Here is a 22,188-nt window from a genome sequence, read left to right on the forward strand (position 1 = left end):
GGTCGACCCAGCGCGCCGGCGGCGGCCAGATACAGGGCGATGGCAAACAGGCTGGCGATTGTGACGAACATGACGCGCAAGTGTCGCACAGGCGCACGTCACAGGTGAATGCATCGTTCGATTTGCCGCAGCCGGTCGCGTTCTGGCCATGGGACTTGCAGAATTTTGATATTTGTCTAAATATCTACACATGATGACGCGTGACACCTCTCCATGAAGCAGCAGGAAGTGTTCAAGGCCATGGCCGACCCGACCCGACGGGCGATCCTCAAGCGACTGCAGGAGGGCGCCTTGACCGCGGGCGAGATCGGCCAGGCCTTCACCATCACCTCGGCGTCGCTCTCGCATCACTTCGCCGTGCTCAAGCGTGCCGACCTGGTGCGCACGGAGCGGCGTGGACAGTTCATCGTGTATTCGCTCAACAGCACCGTGTTCGAGGATTTCGCACGCGTGCTGTTCGACCTGTTCCGGCATCGGGGCAGCCCGGGAGACAACGCATGAAATTCAATCGTGGCCTGCTGGTCTCTGCGGCCTTCATGATGATCGGCGTGGTGGTTGCCGCGTGGCTGTGGCCGCGTCTGCCTGCACAGGTGCCTTCGCACTGGAATGTGTCCGGTCAGGTCGATGGCCACATGCCGAGGTTCTGGGCTGCGGCGTTTCCGTCGCTCAGCGTGCTGGCACTCGCGGTGCTGACCTGGCTGCTGCCGGTGATCTCGCCGAACCGGTTCCGCATCGGACCGTTCGTACAGGTGTACATGGGGCTGATGCTGGCCATCCAGGGCTTCGTGCTGGTGGTGGGCGTGTGCATGCTGCTGGCAGGCGCGGGCTACGCCTTGCCCATGCCGCGGATAGCCATGCTGGGCATGGGCGCCCTGATGACGGTGCTGGGCAACTACATGGGCAAGCTGCGGCGCAATTTCTTCATCGGCATCCGTACCCCCTGGACCCTCGCCAGCGAGGCAACCTGGGAGCGGACCCATCGGCTGGGCGGCAAGCTGTTCGTGCTGGCCGGGCTGTTCGTACTGGCGGGAACAGCCCTCGGGCTCGGGTTCTGGTTTGGCATCGCATGCATCCTCGCAGCGGCGCTGATTCCGGTCGTGTATTCGTTCGTGATCTACCGGCGGGTGGAAGGTCCGCCGGAGGCTTGATGTGGGCCGCATGTCGACCGCTCATGCGCGGTCATCCCGTATGGAGAAAAATCATGAAGCGTTTGCCATGGATCGTGACGATCCTGTTCACGACACCTGCATGGGCCCTGGGCGGCACGACCTGCGTGCAGCGGTCGCACGACCTCCTGGTCGCGCTCGAGGCCCGGCACTACGCGGCAGCGACCACGCTTTTCGACCCGCAGGTCAAGGCCGCGCTGCCCGCCGACAAGCTCAAGGCGGTCTGGGAAACGATGCTGCCGTTGCAGTTCGGCGCCTATGATCCGAAGGCTGCCGGCCAGGCAGCACACAGCGAACCCTCCGGCGTGGTGGTCACACCGCTGCATTTCGCGCAGGGCTGGCTGGACATGCACGTAGGCTGCAATACGAAGATGGAAGTCTCCGGCTTGCGCTTCCTGCCCGGCAAGGCACCGACGGGAGCGACAGCGAAAACCGCACGCAAGATGCTTTCCGGTCCCTGGGGCGTCAGCATACCGACCCAGGTCGCTTCGCCGCTGGGGCCGCTCCCAGCGACGCTGACCTTGCCGCACGAAAAAGGTCCGTTCGCGGCAGTGGTCCTGGTCGCCGGGTCCGGGGCCCACGACCGCGACGAGACCATCGGCCCGAACAAGCCGTTGCGCGACATCGCGCGCGGCCTGGCTGCAGATGGCATCGCGTCGCTGCGATATGACAAGCGCACCTTTGCCTACGGCGCGAAGATGGCAGCGGCGGACAGCACCATGACCATCGACGATGTGGTCACCGACGATGCGCTGACCGCTGTGCATCAATTGGCCGGGACCGCGGATATCGACCCGCAGCGTGTGTTCGTTCTCGGACACAGCCTGGGCGCGATGATGGCGCCACGTATCGGCAGGCGTGATCCGACGCTGGCGGGCCTGGTGCTGATGGCGGCGCCGGCCCGTTCGCTGCTTGCGGTACTTGCCCAACAGGTGCGCGAGCAGGCCACACGCGCGGGTGAATCCAAGCACAAGATCGCGACCATGGAGCAGGCCATCACCCGGGAGCGCAAGGCGCTGGACGCCGCAGCGCCGGGGCATCCTCCAACGGGCAGTTTCATGCATGTCCCACAAGGCTACTGGATGAGCCTGCACGGCTATGACCAGCTCGCCGTGGCCAGGGCGCTGTCCATGCCGATGCTGATCCTGCAGGGCGGGGCGGATTTCCAGGTATCGCCCAGCCGGGACTTCGCGCAGTGGAAGAAGATCTTCGCGCACGACCCACGGGTGACGCTGCACGAATATCCACGCCTGAGCCATCTGTTCATGCCCGCCGGAAGCACGGGAACGATCGCCGACTACACCCGGGCGGCCCACGTCGACGGACACGTCATCAACGACATCGCGGCCTGGATCAAGGCACAGCCGGCGGCCCGAACGCGCTGATCGCCTCAGCGGTGGCGCCACCGTGTCGGCTATACTTGTACGCTCTTCATCCTTTTGACCGTCTCATGTTCGAATCCCTGAGCCAACGCCTGTCCTCCACCGTCCAGCGCCTGCGTGGTCGCGGTCGCCTGAGCGAGGCCAATATCCAGGAAAGCCTGCGTGAAGTGCGTATCGCATTGCTCGAGGCCGATGTCGCCCTGCCCGTGGTGCAGGCGCTGATCCAGCGCGTGAAGTCCCGCGCCGTGGGGCAGGAAGTGCACAAGAGCCTGACCCCGGGCCAGGCCCTGGTGAAAGTGGTCAGTGACGAGCTGACCACGCTGATGGGTGCCACCAATGCCGAGTTGAACCTGTCGGCGCAGCCGCCCGCCGTGGTGCTGATGGCGGGCCTGCAGGGCGCCGGCAAGACCACCACCGTGGCCAAGCTGGCGCGTCTGCTCACCGAGCGTCACAAGAAGAAGGTGATGGTGGTCAGCTGCGACGTGTATCGTCCCGCCGCCATCGAGCAGCTCAAGACCCTTGCCGGGCAGGTTGGGGTGGCGTTCTTTCCTTCCGCAGCCGGGCAGGATCCGGTCGCCATCGCCCGCGACGCGGTGGCGGCGGCCAGGCGTGAAGTGGCCGACGTACTGATCGTCGACACCGCCGGCCGCATGCATGTCGATGCGCAGATGATGGATGAGATCCAGAAGCTGCACGCGGCACTGGATCCGATCGAGACGCTGTTCACGGTCGATGCCATGACCGGACAGGATGCGGCCAATACCGCCAAGGCCTTCGCTGATGCACTGCCGCTTACCGGCGTGGTGCTGACCAAGACCGACGGCGATGCCCGCGGTGGCGCGGCACTCTCGGTGCGTTACATCACCGGTCATCCGATCAAGTTCCTCGGCGCCGGCGAAAAGACCGACGCGCTGGAGCCCTTCCACCCCGACCGTGTCGCGCAGCGCATCCTCGGCATGGGCGATGTGCTGAGCCTGGTCGAGGAAGTCGAACGCAAGGTCGACCAGGAAAAGGCCCACAAGCTGGCCAGCAAGGTGATGAAGGGCAAGCGCTTCGATCTGGTCGACATGCGCGACCAGCTCGAGCAGATGATCAACATGGGTGGTCTTGCCGGCCTGATGGACAAGATGCCCGGCATGGGCAAGCTGCCGGACGCGGTCAAGAGCAAGGCCAGCGACGGCGAGGTCAAGCGGATGATCGCCATCATCAACTCCATGACCCTGAAGGAACGCCGCCACCCGGACCTGCTCAAGGGCTCGCGCAAGGCGCGCGTCGCGCGCGGTTCGGGCACGCAACCGGCGGACGTCAATCGTCTGCTCAAGCAATACATGCAGATGTCGAAAATGATGTCCAAGTTCGGCAAGGGCAAAGGCAAGGGCATGATGCGGCAGATGCGCGGCGCCATGAAGGGCATGGGCGGTGGTGGCATGCCGCCGATGCGCTGAGCCGGCCGTGATGCAGGGTCGATGCTCGCCCGCAGGCACATTCCTTTGTTTCAGCCCTTTCTTTTTCTCGTTTTTCCGCTAAAATGCCCCGTTTACCACGCACCGTCGCGTGCGTCGGCCGGGTACCCGGCGTCTTCGGAGTTCAGATCAATGGTTAAGATTCGTCTTGCGCGCGGCGGCGCCAAGGGCCGTCCGTTCTATCACATCGTCGTGACCGATCAGCGCAACAAGCGCGACGGCCGCAACATTGAGCGTTTGGGCTACTACAACCCGGTCGCTTCCGGTGCGGACAAGCGCCTGGAGCTGAACGTGGACAAGGCCAAGGCCTGGGTGGCCAAGGGCGCACAGATGTCCGACAAGGTGCGCGCGCTGGTCAAGGAAGCCGACAAGCAGGCGGCCTGAGCATGACCGGCTCCGAGCGACGTGTCCCGGTGGGACGCATCGTCGGGCTGTCGGGCGTGAACGGCGCGGTCAAGCTGGAATCATGGACCGAGCCGCGCACGCGCATCTTCGATTACCAGCCCTGGCTGCTTGTCAAAGCGCCGGGTCAGGCATCGGAAATGGTCGGGGTGATCGGTCGCGAGCAGGGCAAGGGCATGATTGCCACCCTGCCTGGCGTCGAGGATCGCGAAACGGCCCGTGACTGGGTCGGCTGCGAAATCCTCGTTGCACGCGAAGCGTTGCCGGATCCCGAGCCGGATCAATATTACTGGTGCGATCTCGAGGGTCTTGAGGTCTATACCGGACAGGATGTCTTGCTGGGACGCGTACATCATCTGTTCGCCACCGGCGCAAACGACGTGGTCGTGGTGCGCGGCGGGGGCAGGGAACATCTGGTTCCATTCGTGCCGGGGGACTACGTGACCCGGGTCGATCTCGATGCAGGACGCATGGATGTCGACTGGGATCCGGAGTTCTAGGCAAGGGTTTCATGAGCCGCGGTCAGATGGCCGGGGCTCGCGGTAGAAGGCGGCATCACGGCTGCCGGACGGTGGGCAACATGCGGATCGACGTCATCACGCTGTTTCCCGACTTCGTCAGGCAGTCCAGCGAGGTCGGCGTGGTCGGGCGCGCACAGGAGCGCGGCCTGTTGCAGGTGGAAACCTGGAACCCGCGTGAATACGCCTATGACAACTACCGCACCGTGGACGGACGCACCTTTGGTGGCGGTCCGGGCATGGTGCTGATGATCGAACCGCTGCGCGACCTGCTGGGCGCGCTGCGCAAGGCGTCGGATGAACCGGCGCATGTCATCTACCTCAGTCCGCAGGGAGCGCGGCTGACGCAGAAACGGGTCGAAGCGCTGGCTGCGAAGCCGCGCATCACTCTTCTGTGCGGGCGCTACGAGGGCGTGGACGAACGTCTGCTGGAACACGAAGTCGACGAGGAAATTTCCATCGGCGACTATGTGCTTTCCGGAGGCGAGCTGGCTGCGGCAGTCCTGATCGATGCCGTGGGCCGGTTGCAGGAAGGCGCATTGAACGATGCGCAATCGGCGCAGCAGGATTCCTTCTCGGAGGGCTTGCTGGACTGCCCCCATTACACGCGTCCGGTCGAGGATGTGCTGGGGACGGTGCCGCCGGTGCTGTTGGGTGGCGATCACGCGGCCATACGCCGCTGGCGCCTGAAGCAGTCGTTGGGGCGGACCTGGTTGCGACGACCAGACCTGCTGTCGCAATGCACGCTGGATCCTTCCTCACGTGCGTTGCTGGATGAATTCCGCCGCGAGTATTTCGCGGCACTACACCTTGAGGCCGGGACCGGGCTCCAGGACTGAAACCATCGGTGGTATGCCATGAACAACATCATTGAACAGTTCGAATCCGAGCAGATGACCCGTACGCTGCCGGACTTCGGTACCGGCGACACGATCGTGGTGAACGTGAAGGTGAATGAAGGCAACCGCGAGCGCCTGCAGGCGTTCGAGGGTGTCGTCATCGCCAAGCGCAACCGCGGCCTGCATTCGGCTTTCACCGTGCGCAAGATTTCCCACGGTACCGGCGTCGAGCGCGTGTTCCAGGCGCATAGCGCGCAGATCGATTCGGTCGAGGTCAAGCGCAAGGGCAAGGTGCGTGGCGCCAAGCTGTACCACCTGCGTGGTCTTGAAGGAAAGGCCGCCCGCATCAAGGAAGACATCGCCGCCGCCCAGGCCATCAAGGCAAAGGCCAAGGCTGCCGCGTCTGCCGCAGAAGCCGCTTCCGAGTAAGACGCGCTTCACGCAAGCATGCAAAAAGGCCGCGCAGGTTCGCCCTGCGCGGCCTTTTCGTGCGTGTGTGTTTGTAACGGACCAATTCTTCGTTTGGGGAGGATCCATCGCGAACTTGATCGGTACCCTGACCCAGGCGCTGGTCGGCGCGCCATTGGCATCGACGGTGGGACTGAAACGCCACTGGCTGGTGGTGCTGACCACCGCAGCTACCAGCGAGGCGTCGGCCTTGCCCGGTAGAGGCTCGACCTTCAGGACCTTGCCGTCGCGACCGACCTTGACCCGGAGCACCAGCGTGCCTTCGAGGTGGTTCTTGAGCGCGTCGGCCGGATACTTCATCGCGGCCGGTATGCGGATCATGCGGTCGCTGCCCGACGCCGATTGCGCCTGCAGTGCGAGAGGTGGAATGAAGATCAGCGGCGTTAAAGTTGAAATGCGACGGGGATCTGCGCCCAGCAGCCCGTCTTCTCGTGCAAACGGTTGATGGCCGGTTCGAAGCGCCACTGACGGGCTGCCGTGATGGCGGCCTGGACCAGTTCGTCCGGTGCGTCACCCCGTGGCGGCTCGATCTCGACAACCTTGCCCTGGGTGTTGATCTCAAGTTTGAGCATGATGGTCCCTTCGACGTGATGTTGGCGAGCGTGCAAGGGATGGATGGGAGGGACGTAGTGCACGAGACGCAATTCTCGAAGAATCTGGTGCCCGGGCATCATGGGCGGCGGCGGCGATGCCTTGCCTTGCGTATCCGGCATGGCTGACGTCGGCAACATGCTCGGCACCCACAGCAGGAACAGTATCGCCGCCAGCGACCGGAACATGAGTCGCGTGCGCCTGGAGTGACGGTGTCCTGGCGGTATGTCGGATATCCGCATCCGTGAGCGGGAGTCGCGGATCAGGCCAGGTCGTAGGCGACGATCTTTTCCGGTTCCTGCAGGAAGTTGCCTTGCACAAAGTCCACGCCGCAGGCGAACAGCATCGGCGTGCTGGCTGCATCCTCGACCCACTCGGCGACCGTCAGCTTGCCGGCTTCCCTGGCCTTGATGCAGATCTCGGCGATCTTGTCGCGGTTTTCCGGGTTCTCGGTGAGCTTGGACATGAAGCTGCGGTCGATCTTCAGGTAGTCGGCATCCACATGCTTGAGCACCTGGAAGGAATTGAGTCCCGAGCCGAACTGCTCCAGCGCGAATTGCGCACCCGTTTTCTTCAGGGCCTCGACAAAGTCCTGCGCCGGTTTGAGCGTGGTCAACACCTTGCTCTCGGGCATTTCCAGGACCAGCGAGCCCGGACGCAGCGCGGCTTCGCTGATGCGTTCGGACAGCCACGGCATCAGGCTATCGTCCTGCAGCGACTGCGGGGAGAGTTTGACGAAAAAGGTCGAGATCTGTTTTTCACGGGACCGTTCGGCCAGCATGTCGATGACCTGCCTCAGAACCCAGCGGTCGATTTTCGGCATCAGGCCGTTGCGCTCTGCAACAGGCAGGAAGTAGCGGGGCAGCACTTCGCCATTGGGGCCGTTCATGCGCAGCAGGATTTCGGAATGCTCCCCTTCGGCGTCCTGCAGGCTGATGATCTGCTGGTGGTAGAGGATGAAGCTGTCGTTTTCCAGCGCACGCTCGACCAGCGCCAGCCAGTGCTGTTCGCGCGCGGCCTCTTCCTTCTCGGTGGCTGCCGGATCGTAGATCTCGCTTTGCTGTCCGCCCTGTGTCTGCGCACTGTGCAGGGCATTGCCGGCTTGCTCGAGCAGTTGACGGGTATTGGCGTTTTTCTCGCCCAGCAGCGCGCCGCCGATGCTGACGCTCAGGGTGATGGTGTTCTGTCCAGCTTCGATGATGCCTTCATTGCCGACATCCAGAAGGGCAGCCACCAGCGCCTGCACCTGGCTGTCGGTGCGATGGCTCAGCAACACGCCCAGCGTGTGGTCGCCGAGGCGCCCGGCAATCTGCTCGTCTTCGAGATGGCGATCGACGCGTGCGGCCAGGGCGGCCATCAGTGCGTCGGTATTGGCCAGGCCGATGCCCTCGACAATGGAGGTCCAGTTGTCCGGTTCAATCAACAGCAGAGCCTGGCTGGTGGCGCCCTTGGCGGCATCGCCGATCGCGTCCTCGATCAGCTCCAGCATGCGTGAACGGTTGAACATGCCGGTGGCGCTGTCGCGTTGCAGTTGCTCGACCAGTTCGGCATTGACAGTCTTGCGATGGAAGATGATCTGCAGGCAGGGCTCACCCTCGAATGTGGCCTGTGCGAACTCCGCGGTGGCATCAAATCGATCGCCGACGCCGCTGATGGCCTTGAGCTCCACGCGCTTGGGCGGTTTTTCGCCACGCGACAGGCGCTTGAGCAGGTCCTTGAAGTCATCGGCATTGTCCCCCGAAACCATGTCCAGCAGCGTCAGCCCCTCGATGTCCTCGAAGTTCTCGTAGCCGAACATCTCGAGATAGGCACGGTTGGCGCGTACATGCATGCCTTCATGCACGTATGCAATCGCGTCGCGGGAGGAGTCGAGCAAAGCGTCGCAGCGGCGTTCGGATTCGCGCAGCGTGGCTTCCAGCTGACGGACTGAACGACGCGTGCGCAAGGCCTCGAACTCGCGCTGGATGACCATCAGCACCTGGTCCGGCTCGTCGCGCAGGGCAATGCTGCGAACCTTGGAAGCAAACAGTTGGGCCACCAGGCGGTTGCTGATCTCGGTGACGATACCGATCAGGGCGAAGTCCTTGCCCGTGGCTTCCAGGTGCCGGGAAACCGTGGATATCTCGATGTCCTCGACCGTGGGGTTGACCAGAACCACGTCCGGAGAAAGCTCCTGCAGCGCGCTTTCCAGCTGGGCTTCATTGGTGGCCTGGGCCGGGCGCACGGCGGTGCCGTTGTTGCGCAACAGACTGATGATCTGCTCGGCGTTTTCCACCGAGTCCTCGATGAAAAGAATTCGGATGACGTCGTTTTGCTTCATGCGAAGACGGGTCCGTGGGGGATGCGTGCGTAGTGCGGCAGCGCATCATGGATTTGTTTTTACTCCATTCACCAGGGCATTTCCAGCGGGCCCGGGCATTGTCATGCCAACACTATGGATCGATGGCACTTGCTGTTGAGCACGGCGTCACAAGGTCCGTATCGGTCGTTTTGCAGCATCCCCTGCGACCTCGCGGACCAGGCGCGGCAGGAGGTATCCAGGCAGGTGCGCACGCATGTCCTCGATGATGCCAGTTGCATTGGCGTCGGATACCTCGAAATGCGCAGCTCCCTGGACCCGATCCAGCTGGTGTACATAGTACGGCAGTACGCCGCATGCGAACAGGCGGCGGGACAATGCGACCAGGGTCCGGGCATCGTCATTGATGCCGCGCAGCAACACCGATTGGTTCAATAGCGTGGCACCACAGTCGCGCAGACGCGCGCAGGCCCTGGCCACGGACGCATTCAGTTCACGCTCATGATTGGCATGCAGGACCACCACCTTGTGCAATGCAAGGGGAGCGAACCATTGCATGAACTCATCGTCGATACGCTCTGGCAGCACGACCGGCAGCCGGGTGTGCAGGCGCAAGGTGCGCACATGCGGCAATGCATGCAACTGGTCGGTCAGTTGCTGCAGCTTGGGCGTGGACAGTGCCAGTGGATCGCCGCCTGACAGGATCAGCTCCTCGACGTCCTCCTGGCCGCGCACGTACTCGATGGCCTCGCGCCAACCCGAGGCCGCGGCGATATCCTCGCCGTAGGGGAAATGGCGCCGGAAACAATAGCGGCAATTGATCGCGCAGGTCCCGCTGGCGATCAGAAGTGCGCGGCCATGGTACTTGTGCAGCACGCCGTGCGCGGCACGGGACGCGAGGTCGCCGACGGCGTCTTTCGTGAATCCCGGGACCGCGTCCAGTTCGGCCAGTTGCGGAAGTACCTGAAGCAGCAGGGGGTCGCCTGGATCACCCGGTCGCATGCGCGCCACAAAGCCTCGGGGCACCCGCAGTGAAAAGCCTGCATCCTGCGGCGCGAGATGGTCTGCCAGTGGCTCCAGGCCCAGCACTGCAAGCAATTCATGCGCGTCCGTGATCGCCTCGCGCCAAAGCCGGCGCCAGTCCGGAGATGCATGCGATTGCTGCGCGAGGGGGCTGCTTGCAGTTATCATGATGGGTCTGGGGGCGGCGTATTGCGCGTCGCTCGAAAGCTCAATTGTAGCCGCGTTGCGCGGCTTTTTCGTATCGGAGCAACCGCATGGCCAGTTATGGTCTGAATGATGTCAAGAACGGGTTGAAGATCCTGATCGATGGCGACCCTTACACGATCGTCGACGCCGACTTCATCAAGCCGGGCAAAGGCCAGGCCTTTACTCGTATCAAGATCCGCAACCTCAGGAACGGACGCGTGGTCGAAAAGACCCTGAAGGCCAACGAGACCGTCGAAGGTGCGGACGTGATGGATACGGACATGCAGTTTCTTTACACGGACGGCGAGTTCTGGCACTTCATGGAACCCAACACCTTCGAACAGCACCAGGCGGACAAAAATGCCGTCGGCGATACCGCGCAGTGGCTCAAGGGCGAGGAGGATTGCGTGGTCACGTTGTGGAATGGCGCTCCGCTGTCGGTGACCCCGCCCAATTTCGTCGAGCTGAAGATCACCGAGACCGATCCCGGCGTGCGTGGCGACACCTCCGGCGGCGGCGGCAAGCCGGCCACGCTGGAGACAGGTGCGGTCGTTCGCGTGCCGCTGTTCGTGGGCCAGGACGAGATGATCAAGGTCGACACCCGCAGCGGCGAGTACGTCAGCCGCGTGAAGTGATGCAACTGGCCGCGGGCCGCGTCCGTGGCAGGCCGCCGCGACATGCGTGTGCCGATGGCCGCGCGTGCACTGGCGGCCCCGCAACAGTCCTCCCGGTGCCTGCCGGGTGGTTGATCCCAACCAGACGACGCACAGAGAGACGCTAGTGAACCCATCCGCACCGCAAAAGGTCGACCTGTTGATCGAGGCCCGCTGGGTGATCCCGGTGGAGCCACATGGCGTGGTGCTGGAGCGACACGCCGTCGCCGTAGAGGACAGCGCCATCGTGGCCTTGTTGCCGATCGATGAGGCGCGCAAGGTTTTTGTGCCGAAGGAAACCGTGCGGCTGGAGAAACACGCCCTGATCCCCGGCCTTGTCAACGCGCACACGCACAACCCGATGACGTTGCTGCGTGGCCTAGCTGACGACTTGCCCCTGATGACCTGGCTGGAGGAACACATCTGGCCGGTCGAGGGCAAGGTGATGGGGCCGGAATTCATCCGCGACGGGGTGGAACTGGCAATTGCCGAAATGCTGCGCGGTGGCACGACCTGCGCCAACGAGAACTATTTCTTTCCGGATGCCATTGCTGCCACCTACAAGCGGCACGGCTTCCGTGCGGTGGTCGGACTGCCGGTGATCGAGTTTCCCAGTCCCTGGGCCAAGACCCGCGACGAATACTTCGAGCGGGCGCTGACCGTGCACGATGCCCTGCGTGGCGAGACCCTGCTGAGCACGGCCTTCGTGCCCCATGCGCCCTACACCGTGTCCGACGACAGCTTCGAGCGGATCCACGTGCTGTCCGATCAACTGGATATTCCGGTGCACCTGCACCTGCACGAAACCCTTCACGAGGTCGAGGATGCCAAGCGCGACACCGGGCTACGCCCGTTCCAGCGCCTGCAGAAGATGGGCCTGGTCAACGATCGCCTGATTGCCGTGCACATGACCGCCGTAACCGATGCCGAGATCGCAGCCTGTGCCGAGGCCTCGGTATCCGTGGTGCATTGCCCGGAGTCGAACATGAAGCTGGCCTCCGGCTTCTGTCCCGCGGAACAATTCCGCGCCGCGGGGGTGAATCTTGCCCTTGGCACCGATGGTTGCGCATCCAACAACGATCTGGACATGATTGGCGAGATGCGTACCGCCGCGCAGCTGGCCAAGGCCGTGGCGCGCAAGGCCGATGCGTTCGACGCGCCCTTTGCCCTGCGGGCGGCGACGCTGAACGGTGCAAAGGCCATGGGTCTGGGTGAAAGCATCGGCTCCATCGAGCCGGGCAAACAGGCGGATCTGGCTGCGATACGTCTGGATGAACTGGAATCCCATCCGCTGTACAACATCCCTTCGCAACTGGTCTATGCCACCGGTCGCCATCAGGTCAGCGATGTATGGATCGCCGGCAGCCGGAAGCTGTCCGATCGGGTCCTGGTCGGCATGGACATTCCCGACCTGCTGGGCCGCGTGGGATCCTGGCGCGAGCGTATCGCGGCCATCTGAGCAGGCCCGCGCGGCTGGCCGGACAGGTTGGGTGAGCGCAGCGAAGCCCGACACGGAGAATTCCGGTTCTGCAAACCTCGCACATGACCTGCCGCATCTGTTGGGCTTTGCTGTGTTCACCCCAAACTGCATTGTATTGATGGATGGCAATCGAACCGCCAACGCGTGACCCTGATGACCGGACAACCACCAACATGACCAGCGCCAATGTCAGCCCCGAGGAAATCGCCCGTTTCGACAAGCTGGCCGCGCGCTGGTGGGACCCGGACGGCGATTCCAGACCCTTGCATGACCTCAATCCGGTGCGCGTGGACTTCATCGCGCGGCGTCTGGATCTTGGCAGTGCGCGCGTGGCCGACGTCGGCTGTGGCGGCGGCCTGCTGAGCGAGGCGCTGGCGCAGGGTGGGGCACAGGTGGTCGGCGTCGATCTTGGCGAGGCCGTCATCCGCGTGGCCGGCATGCATCTGCTCGAGTCCGGCCTGGAGGTCGACTATCGGGTGCAGTCCTCGGCCGATCTCGCCGCAGCCGAACCGCAGGGCTTCGATGCAGTGTGCTGCATGGAGCTGATCGAGCATGTGCCCGATCCCGAGGCGTTGGTGCGCGATCTGGCGGCGATGCTGAAGCCTGGAGGAACTCTGTTCCTTTCCACACTCAACCGCACGCCGTTGGCTTTTGGCGCGGCCATCGTGGCTGCCGAATACATGTTGCGGATGCTTCCGCGCGGAACCCACCACTACGCCCGTTTCCTGCGGCCCTCGGAGTTGTCGCGCATGGCACGCGAGGTCGGCCTTGTACTCGACGAGGTGCAAGGAGTGTTCTATAACCCATTGACAAGAAAAGCTTCCCTGGCGTCCTCGACTTCGGTCAACTATATGCTTTCGGCACACAAGCCGACATGAAACGGCCGGCGACCGATCTATCCGGTGTGCTGTTCGACCTCGACGGGACACTCCTGGACAGTGCGCCGGACCTGTATGCCGCGCTGGTCGAGCTGAGCACGCAGGAAGGCGTAACACCGCCGGACTACGCGCTGGTTCGCGAAGTGGTGTCGCGAGGCGCGCGAGCCGTGCTCCGGCGTGGTCTGGAAGGCGCCGGGGACGATCGGATCGAAACCCTGTTGCCGCGCTTTCTTGAACTCTATGCCCGCATCATGGGCCGGGACTCGCACCCCTTCGCGGGTGTCGAGACGCTGCTGGATACCCTGGAATCGGCGAAGGTGCCGTGGGGCATCGTCACCAACAAGGCCGGTTTCCTGGCCGAACCGTTGCTGCAGCGACTGGCGCTGTACGCTCGTGCCGCGGTGGTGGTGTGTGGTGACACACTGGCGCAACGCAAACCTGACCCGATGCCGGTTCTGCATGCCTGTGAGCGCGCCGGCATGGATCCGCAGCGCGCAGTATTCGTTGGCGATGACATGCGCGATGTGCAGGCCGGACGCTCGGCTGGCCTGTTCAGCGTGGCCGTCAGCTGGGGCTATCTCGATGGCGGTGATCCGCATGCCTGGGAAGCCGATGCCGTGGTCGATTCGCCGCGAGAGTTGATCACCTTGCTCGGTCTGGAGGCACGCGCGTGAGCGAAACGGCCTTCAGCAGCCATCTGGACAAATGGCTGGCGACGCATCCGGCGCAGCGTTTGGCCATGCCCTACCTGGATGAGGCAGAGCATGCCGGACACCTGGCCCTGGCCGCGCTGGAACACGAATGGATCGAGGCGGCCTATGGTGTCCGCGAGCCGCAAGTGGCTGCGGTGAAGCTGAACTGGTGGGCCGAGGAACTGGCTGGAGCGCCGGCCAGCGGTGGCCGGCATCCCCTGACCCGCGCCCTGTTCTCGGCTCGCGAATCAGAACGGGTGACGCTGGCGCACTGGCTGGCGCCGGTCCAGGCGGCGCTCGGCCAGCAGGATCTGCCCACAGCCGCGGACTACGGTCAGCAGCTTGGTCAGGCCGAAGGGCTGCACGGGGCACTGGCGCGGCTGGAAACCCTCTGGTGGTATGGGCCGGGAAGTGCTCCTGCCCGTGCGGAACGGGTGGCCGCACTCGACCACCTGCTGTATGCCGCTGCACAACTGGATTTCCGGGCCGACCGGGAGCGTCTTGCGTTGCCGATGGCGCGCATGGCGCGACACGGCCTGGATCGGGACGGGTTGCGCAACGACAGCAGCGCGCGTCGAGATGCGCTGCGAGCGCAGCTTTGCGACATCGAACAGGGCTACCGCGAAGCCGCAAGCATGCCGGGTCCGCTGAGCCTGTTTCGTGGACTGGACATGCGCGAAAACAGACGTTTGTTGTGCCGTGCACGCCGCGCAGATGATCCGCTGCAGGCCTTGCAAAAGGGGTTTTCACGTCCCGCCGCAGGCAGCGTGTTCCGGGCCTGGTCCGCCGCGCGTGCATGGCGCAGAGCGGCGCAGGAGTGAACGCAGCGTTCGCCGCGTATCGGCATTGCACTGGCGCAAAGCGTCCCCATTTCGCGTAAGGTCTTGCGGATGGAGTGGTTTTCGTCCGTACCTCTACCCTTTTCCAAGGAGTCTGCATGGCCACCGACGACAACACTGCACGCGCAATGCCAGACGTGGCCAGTCAGGCCCGCGCGCAGGTGGCCGGCGCACTGGACTGGGTCGGCATGGCCGGTATCCAGGCGCCGCTGCTGCTGACCGATGCCGAGGGCGTGACCCAGCGCGTGTCTGCCCGGGTCGATGCCTACGTCAATCTGCACAAGCCTGAAGTGCGCGGTATCCACATGTCACGCCTGTATGTGCTGGTCGAACAGGCCCTGACCGCCGAGCCGCTGGCGCCCTGCATGCTGCGCAAGCTCCTGAATGGTTTCCTCGACACCCACGCCGACCTGTCCGATCGCGCGCGCCTATGCATCCGGTTCGAACACCTGCTCAGGCGACCGGCGCTGAAGAGTGGACACAGTGGATGGCGCAGTTATCCGGTCACGGTGACTGCGACCATGGATGGAGCAGACATCGACATCGAGCTGGCCACGGAAGTGGTCTATTCCTCGACCTGCCCAGCCTCCGCGGCGCTTTCGCGCCAGCTGATCCAGCGCCAGTTTGCACTGGATTTCGATGATTCCTCGCGACCGCTGCGGCATTCGGAAGTGGCCGCCTGGCTCGACAGCGAACAGGGCATGGTGGCCACGCCGCATGCCCAGCGCAGCACGGCAACGCTGCGCGTGCGCATGGCGCCGTCGTTCGGTTTTGCCCTGGAGTCCATCATTGATCGCGTCGAGGATACGCTGGGCACGCCGGTGCAGACTGCGGTCAAGCGCGAGGACGAGCAGGCCTTTGCTTTGGCCAACGGTCAGAACCTGATGTTCTGCGAGGACGCCGCCCGCCGCATCCAGCTTGCGCTGGAAGGCGACGAGCGCATCCAGGATTTTTCGGTGCGCGTGGCCCATCATGAAAGCCTGCACCCGCACGACGCTGTGGCCTATGCCAGCAAGGGCATCAAGGGCGGCTACACGCCCGGCAGCTTCGACGACCACGCTTAGGGGCAGGTCCGGCGTTTCGACGCACCGGTCTGTGCCCAGGCTTCAGGAACGCTACAATAGGCGTTTATCCGACCCTATCCGGAGCCCGCATGGCTGCCAAGCTCAACCCACTGGATCTGTACAACATTCGCGCGCTGCTGACCGATGAGGAGCGCATGGTGCAGGACAGTGTTGCCCGTTTCACCGACGAGAAAGTGCTGCCGATCATCGGCGACTGCTTCGATCAGGGCCGATTTCCCAACGAGCTGATTTCCGAGATTGCCGGCATGGGCCTGCTTGGCGCGACCATCCCCGAGGCCTACGGTGGCGCCGGCATGAATAGCGTGTGTTACGGATTGATCTGTCAGGAGCTGGAGCGCGGCGATTCGGGCATGCGCAGCTTCGCCTCGGTGCAGAGTTCGTTGTGCATGTATCCGATCTTTGCCTTCGGCAGCGAGACGCAGAAAAAGCATTACCTGCCGAAGATGGCTGCTGGCGAAGTGATCGGCTGCTTCGGCCTGACCGAGCCGCACGGCGGCTCGGACCCGGCCAACATGAAGACCGTTGCGAAAAAGGACGGTGAGGACTGGGTGCTCAACGGTGCCAAGATGTGGATCACCAATGGCAACCTGGCCCACATCGCCATCGTCTGGGCGCAGACCGACGACGGTATTCGCGGCTTCATCGTGCCGACCGACAGCAAGGGCTTCACCGCGCAGGAAGTGCACAAGAAGATGAGCCTTCGCGCATCGGTCACTTCGGCGTTGTTCCTGGACAACGTACGCGTGCCGGGGGATGCGATGCTGCCGGACGTGAAGGGACTCAAGGGCCCGCTGAGCTGCCTGAACCAGGCACGCTACGGCATCACCTGGGGTCCCATCGGCGCGGCCCAGGCATGCCTCAAGGAGGTGCTGGACTACAGCGCCGAGCGCATGCTGTTCGGCCGATCCCTGAGTGCCAATCAGGCGATCCAGCTGAAGCTGGCCGACATGGCCCGTCGCGTCACCACCGCGCAGTTGCTGTCGCTGCAGCTGGGACGGCTCAAGGATGCTGGCAACATGCATCCCACGCAGGTCTCGCTGGCCAAGTGGAACAACGTGCGCATGGCCATCGATATCGCGCGCGAGTGCCGCGACGTGCTCGGTGGTGCCGGTATCACCACTGAACATTGTCCGATCCGACACGCGCTGAACCTGGAGTCGGTGATTACCTACGAGGGCACCGAAACCGTGCATCAGCTGGTGGTCGGGCGCGAACTGACCGGCATCAACGCGTTCTGATTCGGGCGACCCGCAGGCGGCATTCTGCGGGCAGCCGTACTACCGGAAAAGGCAATCCATGGCCAGTAAAAACTCCATTTCGGCGCGACAGAAAGGCTTCAACCGCGCCGAGATCGTCGACCAGAATTTCACCGAATTCGTGCGCCACTGGCAGGGTGAATCGGCAACGCCTCCGGCCGACGATGCGCCGGTGCGTCCCGGCAGCGAGCTCACCGCCACCGGTTTCCGCGAGCTGCTCGAATCGCAGCTGATCAGCCGCCACCTGGACCTGATGGCGCGCGTATTGCGGGTCAAGAACAAGGTCTTCTACACCATTGGCTCGTCCGGGCACGAGGGCAACGCGATGGTGGCGCGGCTGACCCGGCACACCGATCCAGCATTTCTGCATTACCGCTCGGGCGCGTTCATGGCCGAACGTTCGCGCAAGCTGCCGGGCATTGATCCGATCATGGATTCGGCGCTGTCGTTCGCAGCCAGCAAAGCCGACCCGGCCTCGGGTGGACGCCACAAGGTCTGGGGCAGCAAGCCGCTCTGGGTACTGCCGCAGACCTCGACCATCGCCTCGCACCTGCCCAAGGCCTTTGGTACCGCCATGGCCATCGACCAGGCGGTGCGGCTGGGCCATCCGCTGCAGATTCCGGACGACTCGATCGCCATCTGCTCGTTCGGCGACGCCTCGACCAACCATGCCACTGCGCAGACCGCATTCAATGCAGCGGCCTGGGCGGCCTACCAGAAGCTTCCCGGTCCGGTTCTGTTCGTGTGTGAGGACAACGGCATCGGCATCTCGGTGAAGACCCCGGGCGGGTGGATCGCCAGCAACTTCCAGCGCCGCTCGAACCTCGACTATTTCTATGCCGACGGGCTGGACCTGGCACATGGCTATGCCGGTGTCGCACGCGCGGTGGAACATTGCCGGCGTACCCGCAGACCGACTTTCCTGCATCTCAACACCACCCGGGTGATGGGTCATGCGGGCACCGATTTTGAAATCGAATGGCGCTCGATCGAGGAGCTGGTCGCGCTGGAGGCGAACGATCCGTTGCTGCGCACGGCATCCATTGCGCTGGAGTCCGGGTTGTATACCCGGGACGCGCTGCTGGAGCAGTATGAATCGATGCGTGAGCGTTGCTTCGCGGCCGCGGAAAAGGCCGACGGCATGGCCAAGCTCGAGACCCTGGACGAGGTCATGGCGCCGCTGGCACCGTACACCCCCGACGCCGTGCGAGCGGAGGCCGAGCGCAAGGATTTCGACGCCCGCCGGGAGCAGGTACATGGCGGCGCGGAGCAGGTGCCCGAAAAACTGCCACCGCGGCACATGGCGATCCTGATCAACCATGCATTACACGAGTTGATGGCCAAGTATGACCAGGCGCTGCTTTTCGGCGAGGACGTGGCCCAGAAGGGCGGCGTCTACACGGTCACCCGAGGCCTTTACAAGGCCTTTCGTGGCGCGCGCGTGTTCAATACGTTGCTGGACGAGACCACCATCCTCGGTCTGGCGCAGGGCTACGCCAACATGGGCTTCCTGCCGATTCCGGAGATCCAGTATCTGGCGTATTTGCACAATGCCTGCGACCAGATCCGCGGCGAAGCGGCCAGCCTGCAGTTCTTCTCCAACGACCAGTACCGCAACCCGATGGTGATGCGCGTGGCCAGCCTGGGTTACCAGAAGGGATTCGGTGGCCACTTCCACAACGACAACTCCATTACCGCCCTGCGCGATATCCCCGGCCTCGTGGTCGGCTGCCCGTCACGCGGCGACGACGCGGTCACCATGCTGCGCACGCTGATGGCGCTGGCCAAGGTGGATGGACGCGTGTGCGCATTTCTCGAGCCGATTGCGCTGTACATGACCAAGGATCTGCACGAGGCGGGCGACGGCGCCTGGCAGTTTGCCTATCCGGCACCGGGCAAGGCCATGACGCTGGGCGAAGGACGGGTGTACGCACCCGACGCCGAGGATCTGGTCGTGATCACCTATGGCAACGGCGTGCCGATGGCGCTGCGTGCTGCACGGACCATCGAGGCTGCGCATGGATGGAAGGTGCGGGTGGTCGATCTGCGCTGGCTGGTGCCGCTGAATGCGGCGTGGATTGCCGATCAGTCACGCACGGCGCGGCGCATCCTGGTGCTCGACGAGGGGCGCAGTAGTGGCGGTGTAGGCGAGGGCGTGATCACGGCGCTGGTCGAGGCCGGTATCGGCGCCACGCCGTTGCGCCGGGTCTGCGGCGCGGATACGTTCACGCCGCTGGCCGGCGCCGCATTGCAGGTCCTGCCCGCAGAAGAGGACCTGGTCCGTGCGGCGGCCGAGATGGCATGACAGGGGTCATCATGGGCACAAGAAAGCCGGCCTCAGGCCGGCTTTCTTGATCTGGGCGGACTATTTCCCGCCGGACATTTTTCTTGCGGCAGGCGCGGACAGGCGCTGCCTTGGTGCCACGATGATCGGTTCGGGATAGTAGCCATAGGGGCGGTAATACGGACCCCAGTATCCGCCCCAGTATCCGGGCGGTCCCCAGAAAGGATCATAGAAGGGGGAGTAGTACGGCCCCGGATAGCTCACATAAAGCGGTCGCTTGGGCCACAGGTAGACGGTGCTGGCGTCGACGCGCGGATAGGGATAGTCGTAGGTCCCAACCTTGTGCGTGATGATGCCATGCAGGGTGCCGGTGAATGTGACCTCGCGGCCCTTGGTGAAGATCTCAGGATCGTAGAAGCCACTGTGGCAGGCGACGAAGCGGCCCATGCTCGATTGCCCGGTCTGCGGGCGTGCCAGATCGTTCAGGGGATAGGCCAGCATGTAGAAGCAGGTCTGTCCATCCGCGGGTTCGGTCTTGATGATCTGGCCACCCCAGCGCACGTGCGCCGTATTGGCCGCGCCGCCGCTTGCCGTTTGCGGGGTGACCGCGGCGAAGCTGCCGGTGAGTGGCTTGGGGATGGTGGCACAAGCGCCGAGTCCCAGAGCGGAAAGGGTGACGAGGGCGAGTTTCCAGCGTGGCATGACATCCTCCGGAGAGCATTGGGCCTGCACGCAGCAGGATACAATTATTTGACCACACGATGACGGCAAAATTCCCGTACCGCACGCGTGAAACTGCGGATTGATTCAGATTCAGCCTCGAGCCGTGCATAGCGCAGGTCGAGATACTGCTCCCGCAAGCGCAGCAGGCGTTCGCGTTGAGCGGGCAACGCCGCAGCGGCGCGTGTCAGGTAGGTACGATGACCCTCATTGGGCGTGCGCACAATGCCATCGCGTGCCAGGCGACGCTCCAGGATGTGCATGGCCTGCACCACGGGATCACGCGCAGGCTTTCGCCATAGCGCGAGCCCCAGGCCGATGGCCATGAGCATGCTGATACTGATGGCCAGTGCGATGGCGAGTGCGCCGGTATCGGCCTTGCGGATGCCAAAGGGTTTCAGCAACGATTGCTGGCGCAGGTGGTTGAAGCCGGTCACGGCCTGATTCCACCATCGGTTGACGATGTCCCAGTGGTTGCGCAGGCCCTGGATCCATTCGGACTGGTACCACTCGCGCGAGGCGCCGGCCGCCGCCGATGCCCCCACGTCCACGCGTTCCGGTCGCACCGCTGCTGTCGGATCGACCCGGACCCAGCCCTGATCCTTGATCCAGACCTCGCTCCATGCATGCGCATCGGACTGGCGAACCAGCAGGTAGTGGCCCATCGGATTCCAGTAGCCACCTTGATATCCGGTGACCACGCGGGCCGGTATGCCGGCGGCGCGCATCAGGAAGGTGAAGGCCGAGGCGTAGTGCTCGCAAAAACCCTGGCGGGTGGAGAACAGGAAATCATCGACGCTGTCACGCCCCAGCGGGGGTGGGGTCAGGGTGTAACTGAAACCGCCATTGTGGAACAGCCGAAGCGCCGCATCCACGATTGCACGGGGGCGCGCGTTGTATTGCCTTCGCCATTTTCGTGCCAGCGCGCGAGCCTTCGGATCAAAGCCCTCGGGCAGCAGCAGAGCGCGTTGCCGTGTGGTGGCATCCAGCTCGGGCTGCAGGACATGCAGGGTACTTGAGCGCATGTGGTAATTGCGCCCGTCCTTTATCCGGTTGTGGCTGATCAGGGTACGTGCCGAGGTGAAATGCGCGCCCCCGGGTGGTTCCAGCGGTGTATCCAGTGCAAACAGCCAGTGTCGATGGGTGGGCTGCAGGCTGATGGTGTAGCTGTAGATTCCACCCTTGGCCTGCAGCGACTCCACCGGACCACGCATGCGAGCCGGTATGTCGGCGTGGGCATCTGCAGCCGTGGTCCAGGTGCGTCCGTCAAACCGCCACAGCACGGGGCCGCGGAAGTAGCGCTGCATGCGCGGCGGACGCGGTCCGTCGAAGCTGACACGAAAGGCGGGCGTGTCGTCGACCAGTAACTGGGTGAAATCACCCGGGGACATGCTTCCGGATACGCCGGTGCGTGCCGGACCATCCGAGGGCGCGCCCCACAGTGGTGTGCTCAGGCGAGGCACGAACAGGAATGCAATCAGCGCCAACGGCACCGCCCACAACGCCATCCGCAGCGCTCCGCCAGCCTGCATGCGCCATGAGGCGTCCATCGATTGCGCCGGCTCCAGGGCGCTCAGCGTGGCCAGGGCCGGCAGCAGCCCCACGGCGACCAGCAGCGTCGGCAAGAGGGTCTGGCTGAAAAGCAGGGCGCTCATCAACGCGAAACACGCAAAGGCCACCCCGACGCGCGCATCGCGGCTGCGTTCGGCTTCCAGTAGTTTCAGGACCAGCATCCCGACGACCAGCGCACTGCCCGGTTCCTGCCCGAAAAGGCTGCCGTAATGGGCAATCAGGACCAGCGGCAGCGCCACGGTCAACGGCAATCGCAGCAGCCACGACACCCGGCCACCACGGTATCGTCGCTGTGCCCATCGACCGGCCAGCAGGATCGCCAGTACAGCCGTCAGCCAAACTGGCAGATGGGGCGCATGCGCGGCCAGCACCACGCCCATGGTCATGCACAG

General features: G+C 64.0%; 22 protein-coding genes. 17 read left to right on the forward strand and 5 right to left on the reverse strand.

Features of this window, described 5'->3' with window-relative positions; translation table 11 throughout:
- From PF446_RS00445 to rplS, 9 genes are all read left to right on the forward strand, one after another.
- Positions 1 to 194: hypothetical protein (locus PF446_RS00445; protein WP_298068607.1), on the forward strand; the 194-nt coding region annotated here is incomplete at its 5' end.
- A 19-nt stretch (positions 195 to 213) separates the two neighbouring features.
- Positions 214 to 501: an autorepressor SdpR family transcription factor gene (locus PF446_RS00450; RefSeq protein WP_298068610.1), complete on the forward strand. Its 288-nt coding sequence runs from the start codon at positions 214 to 216 to the stop codon at positions 499 to 501.
- The gene (locus PF446_RS00455; protein ID WP_298068613.1) at positions 498 to 1,148 is read left to right on the forward strand and encodes an SdpI family protein; all 651 of its coding nucleotides are present in this window, start codon (positions 498 to 500) and stop codon (positions 1,146 to 1,148) included. The genes PF446_RS00450 and PF446_RS00455 overlap by 4 nt, the downstream gene beginning before the upstream one ends.
- Before the next feature lie 53 nt (positions 1,149 to 1,201).
- Positions 1,202 to 2,551 (forward strand): alpha/beta fold hydrolase, encoded by a 1,350-nt coding sequence (locus PF446_RS00460; protein ID WP_298068615.1) that lies wholly within the window; start codon positions 1,202 to 1,204, stop codon positions 2,549 to 2,551.
- Between the two features lie 65 nt (positions 2,552 to 2,616).
- Positions 2,617 to 3,993: a signal recognition particle protein gene (gene ffh, locus PF446_RS00465; RefSeq protein ID WP_298068616.1), complete on the forward strand. Its 1,377-nt coding sequence runs from the start codon at positions 2,617 to 2,619 to the stop codon at positions 3,991 to 3,993.
- 150 nt (positions 3,994 to 4,143) lie between these two features.
- Entirely contained in the window at positions 4,144 to 4,395 is a 252-nt protein-coding gene (gene rpsP, locus PF446_RS00470; RefSeq protein WP_298068618.1) for a 30S ribosomal protein S16, read from the forward strand.
- 2 nt (positions 4,396 to 4,397) lie between these two features.
- Entirely contained in the window at positions 4,398 to 4,913 is a 516-nt protein-coding gene (gene rimM, locus PF446_RS00475) for a ribosome maturation factor RimM (protein WP_298068620.1), read from the forward strand.
- An 80-nt stretch (positions 4,914 to 4,993) separates the two neighbouring features.
- Positions 4,994 to 5,770 carry a tRNA (guanosine(37)-N1)-methyltransferase TrmD gene (gene trmD, locus PF446_RS00480; RefSeq protein WP_298068621.1) on the forward strand — a complete coding sequence of 259 codons (777 nt, stop codon included), beginning with the start codon at positions 4,994 to 4,996 and terminating at the stop codon, positions 5,768 to 5,770.
- Between the two features lie 18 nt (positions 5,771 to 5,788).
- Positions 5,789 to 6,199: a 50S ribosomal protein L19 gene (rplS, locus tag PF446_RS00485; RefSeq protein ID WP_298068623.1), complete on the forward strand. Its 411-nt coding sequence runs from the start codon at positions 5,789 to 5,791 to the stop codon at positions 6,197 to 6,199.
- Positions 6,200 to 6,621: 422 nt separating this feature from the next.
- On the opposite strand, the gene PF446_RS14375 is transcribed toward rplS, so the two are convergent.
- The 3 genes from PF446_RS14375 to epmB all read right to left on the reverse strand — a co-directional run bounded on the left by PF446_RS14375 (position 6,622) and on the right by epmB (position 10,319).
- Entirely contained in the window at positions 6,622 to 7,071 is a 450-nt protein-coding gene (locus tag PF446_RS14375) for an energy transducer TonB (RefSeq protein ID WP_343224635.1), read from the reverse strand.
- A 20-nt stretch (positions 7,072 to 7,091) separates the two neighbouring features.
- Positions 7,092 to 9,149, reverse strand: a complete 2,058-nt coding sequence (locus PF446_RS00495; RefSeq protein ID WP_298068624.1) for an EAL domain-containing protein — start codon at positions 9,147 to 9,149, stop codon at positions 7,092 to 7,094.
- Positions 9,150 to 9,296: 147 nt separating this feature from the next.
- On the reverse strand, positions 9,297 to 10,319 hold the full coding sequence (gene epmB / locus PF446_RS00500) for an EF-P beta-lysylation protein EpmB (RefSeq protein WP_298068626.1): 1,023 nt from the start codon (positions 10,317 to 10,319) through the stop codon (positions 9,297 to 9,299).
- A gap of 86 nt (positions 10,320 to 10,405) precedes the next feature.
- Here epmB and efp point away from each other — a divergent pair, with 86 nt between their 5' ends.
- The 8 genes from efp to PF446_RS00540 all read left to right on the forward strand — a co-directional run bounded on the left by efp (position 10,406) and on the right by PF446_RS00540 (position 19,525).
- A complete protein-coding gene (gene efp / locus PF446_RS00505; protein ID WP_298068628.1) occupies positions 10,406 to 10,972 on the forward strand; it encodes an elongation factor P in 567 nt (188 codons plus the stop codon).
- Between the two features lie 145 nt (positions 10,973 to 11,117).
- Positions 11,118 to 12,449: a TRZ/ATZ family hydrolase gene (locus PF446_RS00510; RefSeq protein WP_298068629.1), complete on the forward strand. Its 1,332-nt coding sequence runs from the start codon at positions 11,118 to 11,120 to the stop codon at positions 12,447 to 12,449.
- A gap of 194 nt (positions 12,450 to 12,643) precedes the next feature.
- The gene (gene ubiG / locus PF446_RS00515; protein WP_298068631.1) at positions 12,644 to 13,348 is read left to right on the forward strand and encodes a bifunctional 2-polyprenyl-6-hydroxyphenol methylase/3-demethylubiquinol 3-O-methyltransferase UbiG; all 705 of its coding nucleotides are present in this window, start codon (positions 12,644 to 12,646) and stop codon (positions 13,346 to 13,348) included.
- Positions 13,345 to 14,022, forward strand: coding sequence for a phosphoglycolate phosphatase (gene gph, locus PF446_RS00520; protein ID WP_298068632.1), 678 nt, complete (start codon positions 13,345 to 13,347; stop codon positions 14,020 to 14,022). Before ubiG ends, gph begins: the two co-directional genes overlap by 4 nt.
- Entirely contained in the window at positions 14,019 to 14,861 is an 843-nt protein-coding gene (locus PF446_RS00525) for a phytoene synthase (RefSeq protein WP_298068634.1), read from the forward strand. The genes gph and PF446_RS00525 overlap by 4 nt, the downstream gene beginning before the upstream one ends.
- Before the next feature lie 116 nt (positions 14,862 to 14,977).
- Positions 14,978 to 15,943: a GTP cyclohydrolase FolE2 gene (gene folE2, locus PF446_RS00530; RefSeq protein ID WP_298068636.1), complete on the forward strand. Its 966-nt coding sequence runs from the start codon at positions 14,978 to 14,980 to the stop codon at positions 15,941 to 15,943.
- Between the two features lie 89 nt (positions 15,944 to 16,032).
- Positions 16,033 to 17,202, forward strand: a complete 1,170-nt coding sequence (locus PF446_RS00535) for an acyl-CoA dehydrogenase family protein (protein WP_298068638.1) — start codon at positions 16,033 to 16,035, stop codon at positions 17,200 to 17,202.
- Positions 17,203 to 17,260: 58 nt separating this feature from the next.
- A complete protein-coding gene (locus PF446_RS00540) occupies positions 17,261 to 19,525 on the forward strand; it encodes a thiamine pyrophosphate-dependent enzyme (RefSeq protein WP_298068640.1) in 2,265 nt (754 codons plus the stop codon).
- Positions 19,526 to 19,585: 60 nt separating this feature from the next.
- Here PF446_RS00540 and PF446_RS00545 read toward each other — a convergent pair whose 3' ends face one another.
- Together PF446_RS00545 and PF446_RS00550 are read right to left on the reverse strand one after the other, a co-directional pair.
- Positions 19,586 to 20,206, reverse strand: a complete 621-nt coding sequence (locus PF446_RS00545) for a Slp family lipoprotein (protein WP_298068642.1) — start codon at positions 20,204 to 20,206, stop codon at positions 19,586 to 19,588.
- 44 nt (positions 20,207 to 20,250) lie between these two features.
- Positions 20,251 to 22,188, reverse strand: a 1,938-nt coding sequence (locus PF446_RS00550; protein WP_298068644.1) for a DUF3488 and transglutaminase-like domain-containing protein, incomplete at its 5' end; no start/stop codon positions are given.

Source organism: Oleiagrimonas sp. (genome assembly GCF_027858935.1).
In the GTDB taxonomy this organism is placed as follows: domain Bacteria; phylum Pseudomonadota; class Gammaproteobacteria; order Xanthomonadales; family Rhodanobacteraceae; genus Oleiagrimonas.

Coding starts and splice junctions, on each gene's coding strand:
- PF446_RS00540 (WP_298068640.1), top strand. CDS start 17,261: ATGGCCAGTAAAAACTCCATTTCGGCGCGACAGAAAGGCTTCAACCGC.
- trmD (WP_298068621.1), top strand. CDS start 4,994: ATGCGGATCGACGTCATCACGCTGTTTCCCGACTTCGTCAGGCAGTCC.
- PF446_RS00495 (WP_298068624.1), bottom strand. CDS start 9,149: ATGAAGCAAAACGACGTCATCCGAATTCTTTTCATCGAGGACTCGGTG.
- rpsP (WP_298068618.1), top strand. CDS start 4,144: ATGGTTAAGATTCGTCTTGCGCGCGGCGGCGCCAAGGGCCGTCCGTTC.
- epmB (WP_298068626.1), bottom strand. CDS start 10,319: ATGATAACTGCAAGCAGCCCCCTCGCGCAGCAATCGCATGCATCTCCG.
- PF446_RS14375 (WP_343224635.1), bottom strand. CDS start 7,071: ATGCGGATATCCGACATACCGCCAGGACACCGTCACTCCAGGCGCACG.
- folE2 (WP_298068636.1), top strand. CDS start 14,978: ATGGCCACCGACGACAACACTGCACGCGCAATGCCAGACGTGGCCAGT.
- rimM (WP_298068620.1), top strand. CDS start 4,398: ATGACCGGCTCCGAGCGACGTGTCCCGGTGGGACGCATCGTCGGGCTG.
- gph (WP_298068632.1), top strand. CDS start 13,345: ATGAAACGGCCGGCGACCGATCTATCCGGTGTGCTGTTCGACCTCGAC.
- efp (WP_298068628.1), top strand. CDS start 10,406: ATGGCCAGTTATGGTCTGAATGATGTCAAGAACGGGTTGAAGATCCTG.
- ffh (WP_298068616.1), top strand. CDS start 2,617: ATGTTCGAATCCCTGAGCCAACGCCTGTCCTCCACCGTCCAGCGCCTG.
- PF446_RS00535 (WP_298068638.1), top strand. CDS start 16,033: ATGGCTGCCAAGCTCAACCCACTGGATCTGTACAACATTCGCGCGCTG.
- PF446_RS00455 (WP_298068613.1), top strand. CDS start 498: ATGAAATTCAATCGTGGCCTGCTGGTCTCTGCGGCCTTCATGATGATC.
- PF446_RS00545 (WP_298068642.1), bottom strand. CDS start 20,206: ATGCCACGCTGGAAACTCGCCCTCGTCACCCTTTCCGCTCTGGGACTC.
- ubiG (WP_298068631.1), top strand. CDS start 12,644: ATGACCAGCGCCAATGTCAGCCCCGAGGAAATCGCCCGTTTCGACAAG.
- PF446_RS00450 (WP_298068610.1), top strand. CDS start 214: ATGAAGCAGCAGGAAGTGTTCAAGGCCATGGCCGACCCGACCCGACGG.
- rplS (WP_298068623.1), top strand. CDS start 5,789: ATGAACAACATCATTGAACAGTTCGAATCCGAGCAGATGACCCGTACG.
- PF446_RS00460 (WP_298068615.1), top strand. CDS start 1,202: ATGAAGCGTTTGCCATGGATCGTGACGATCCTGTTCACGACACCTGCA.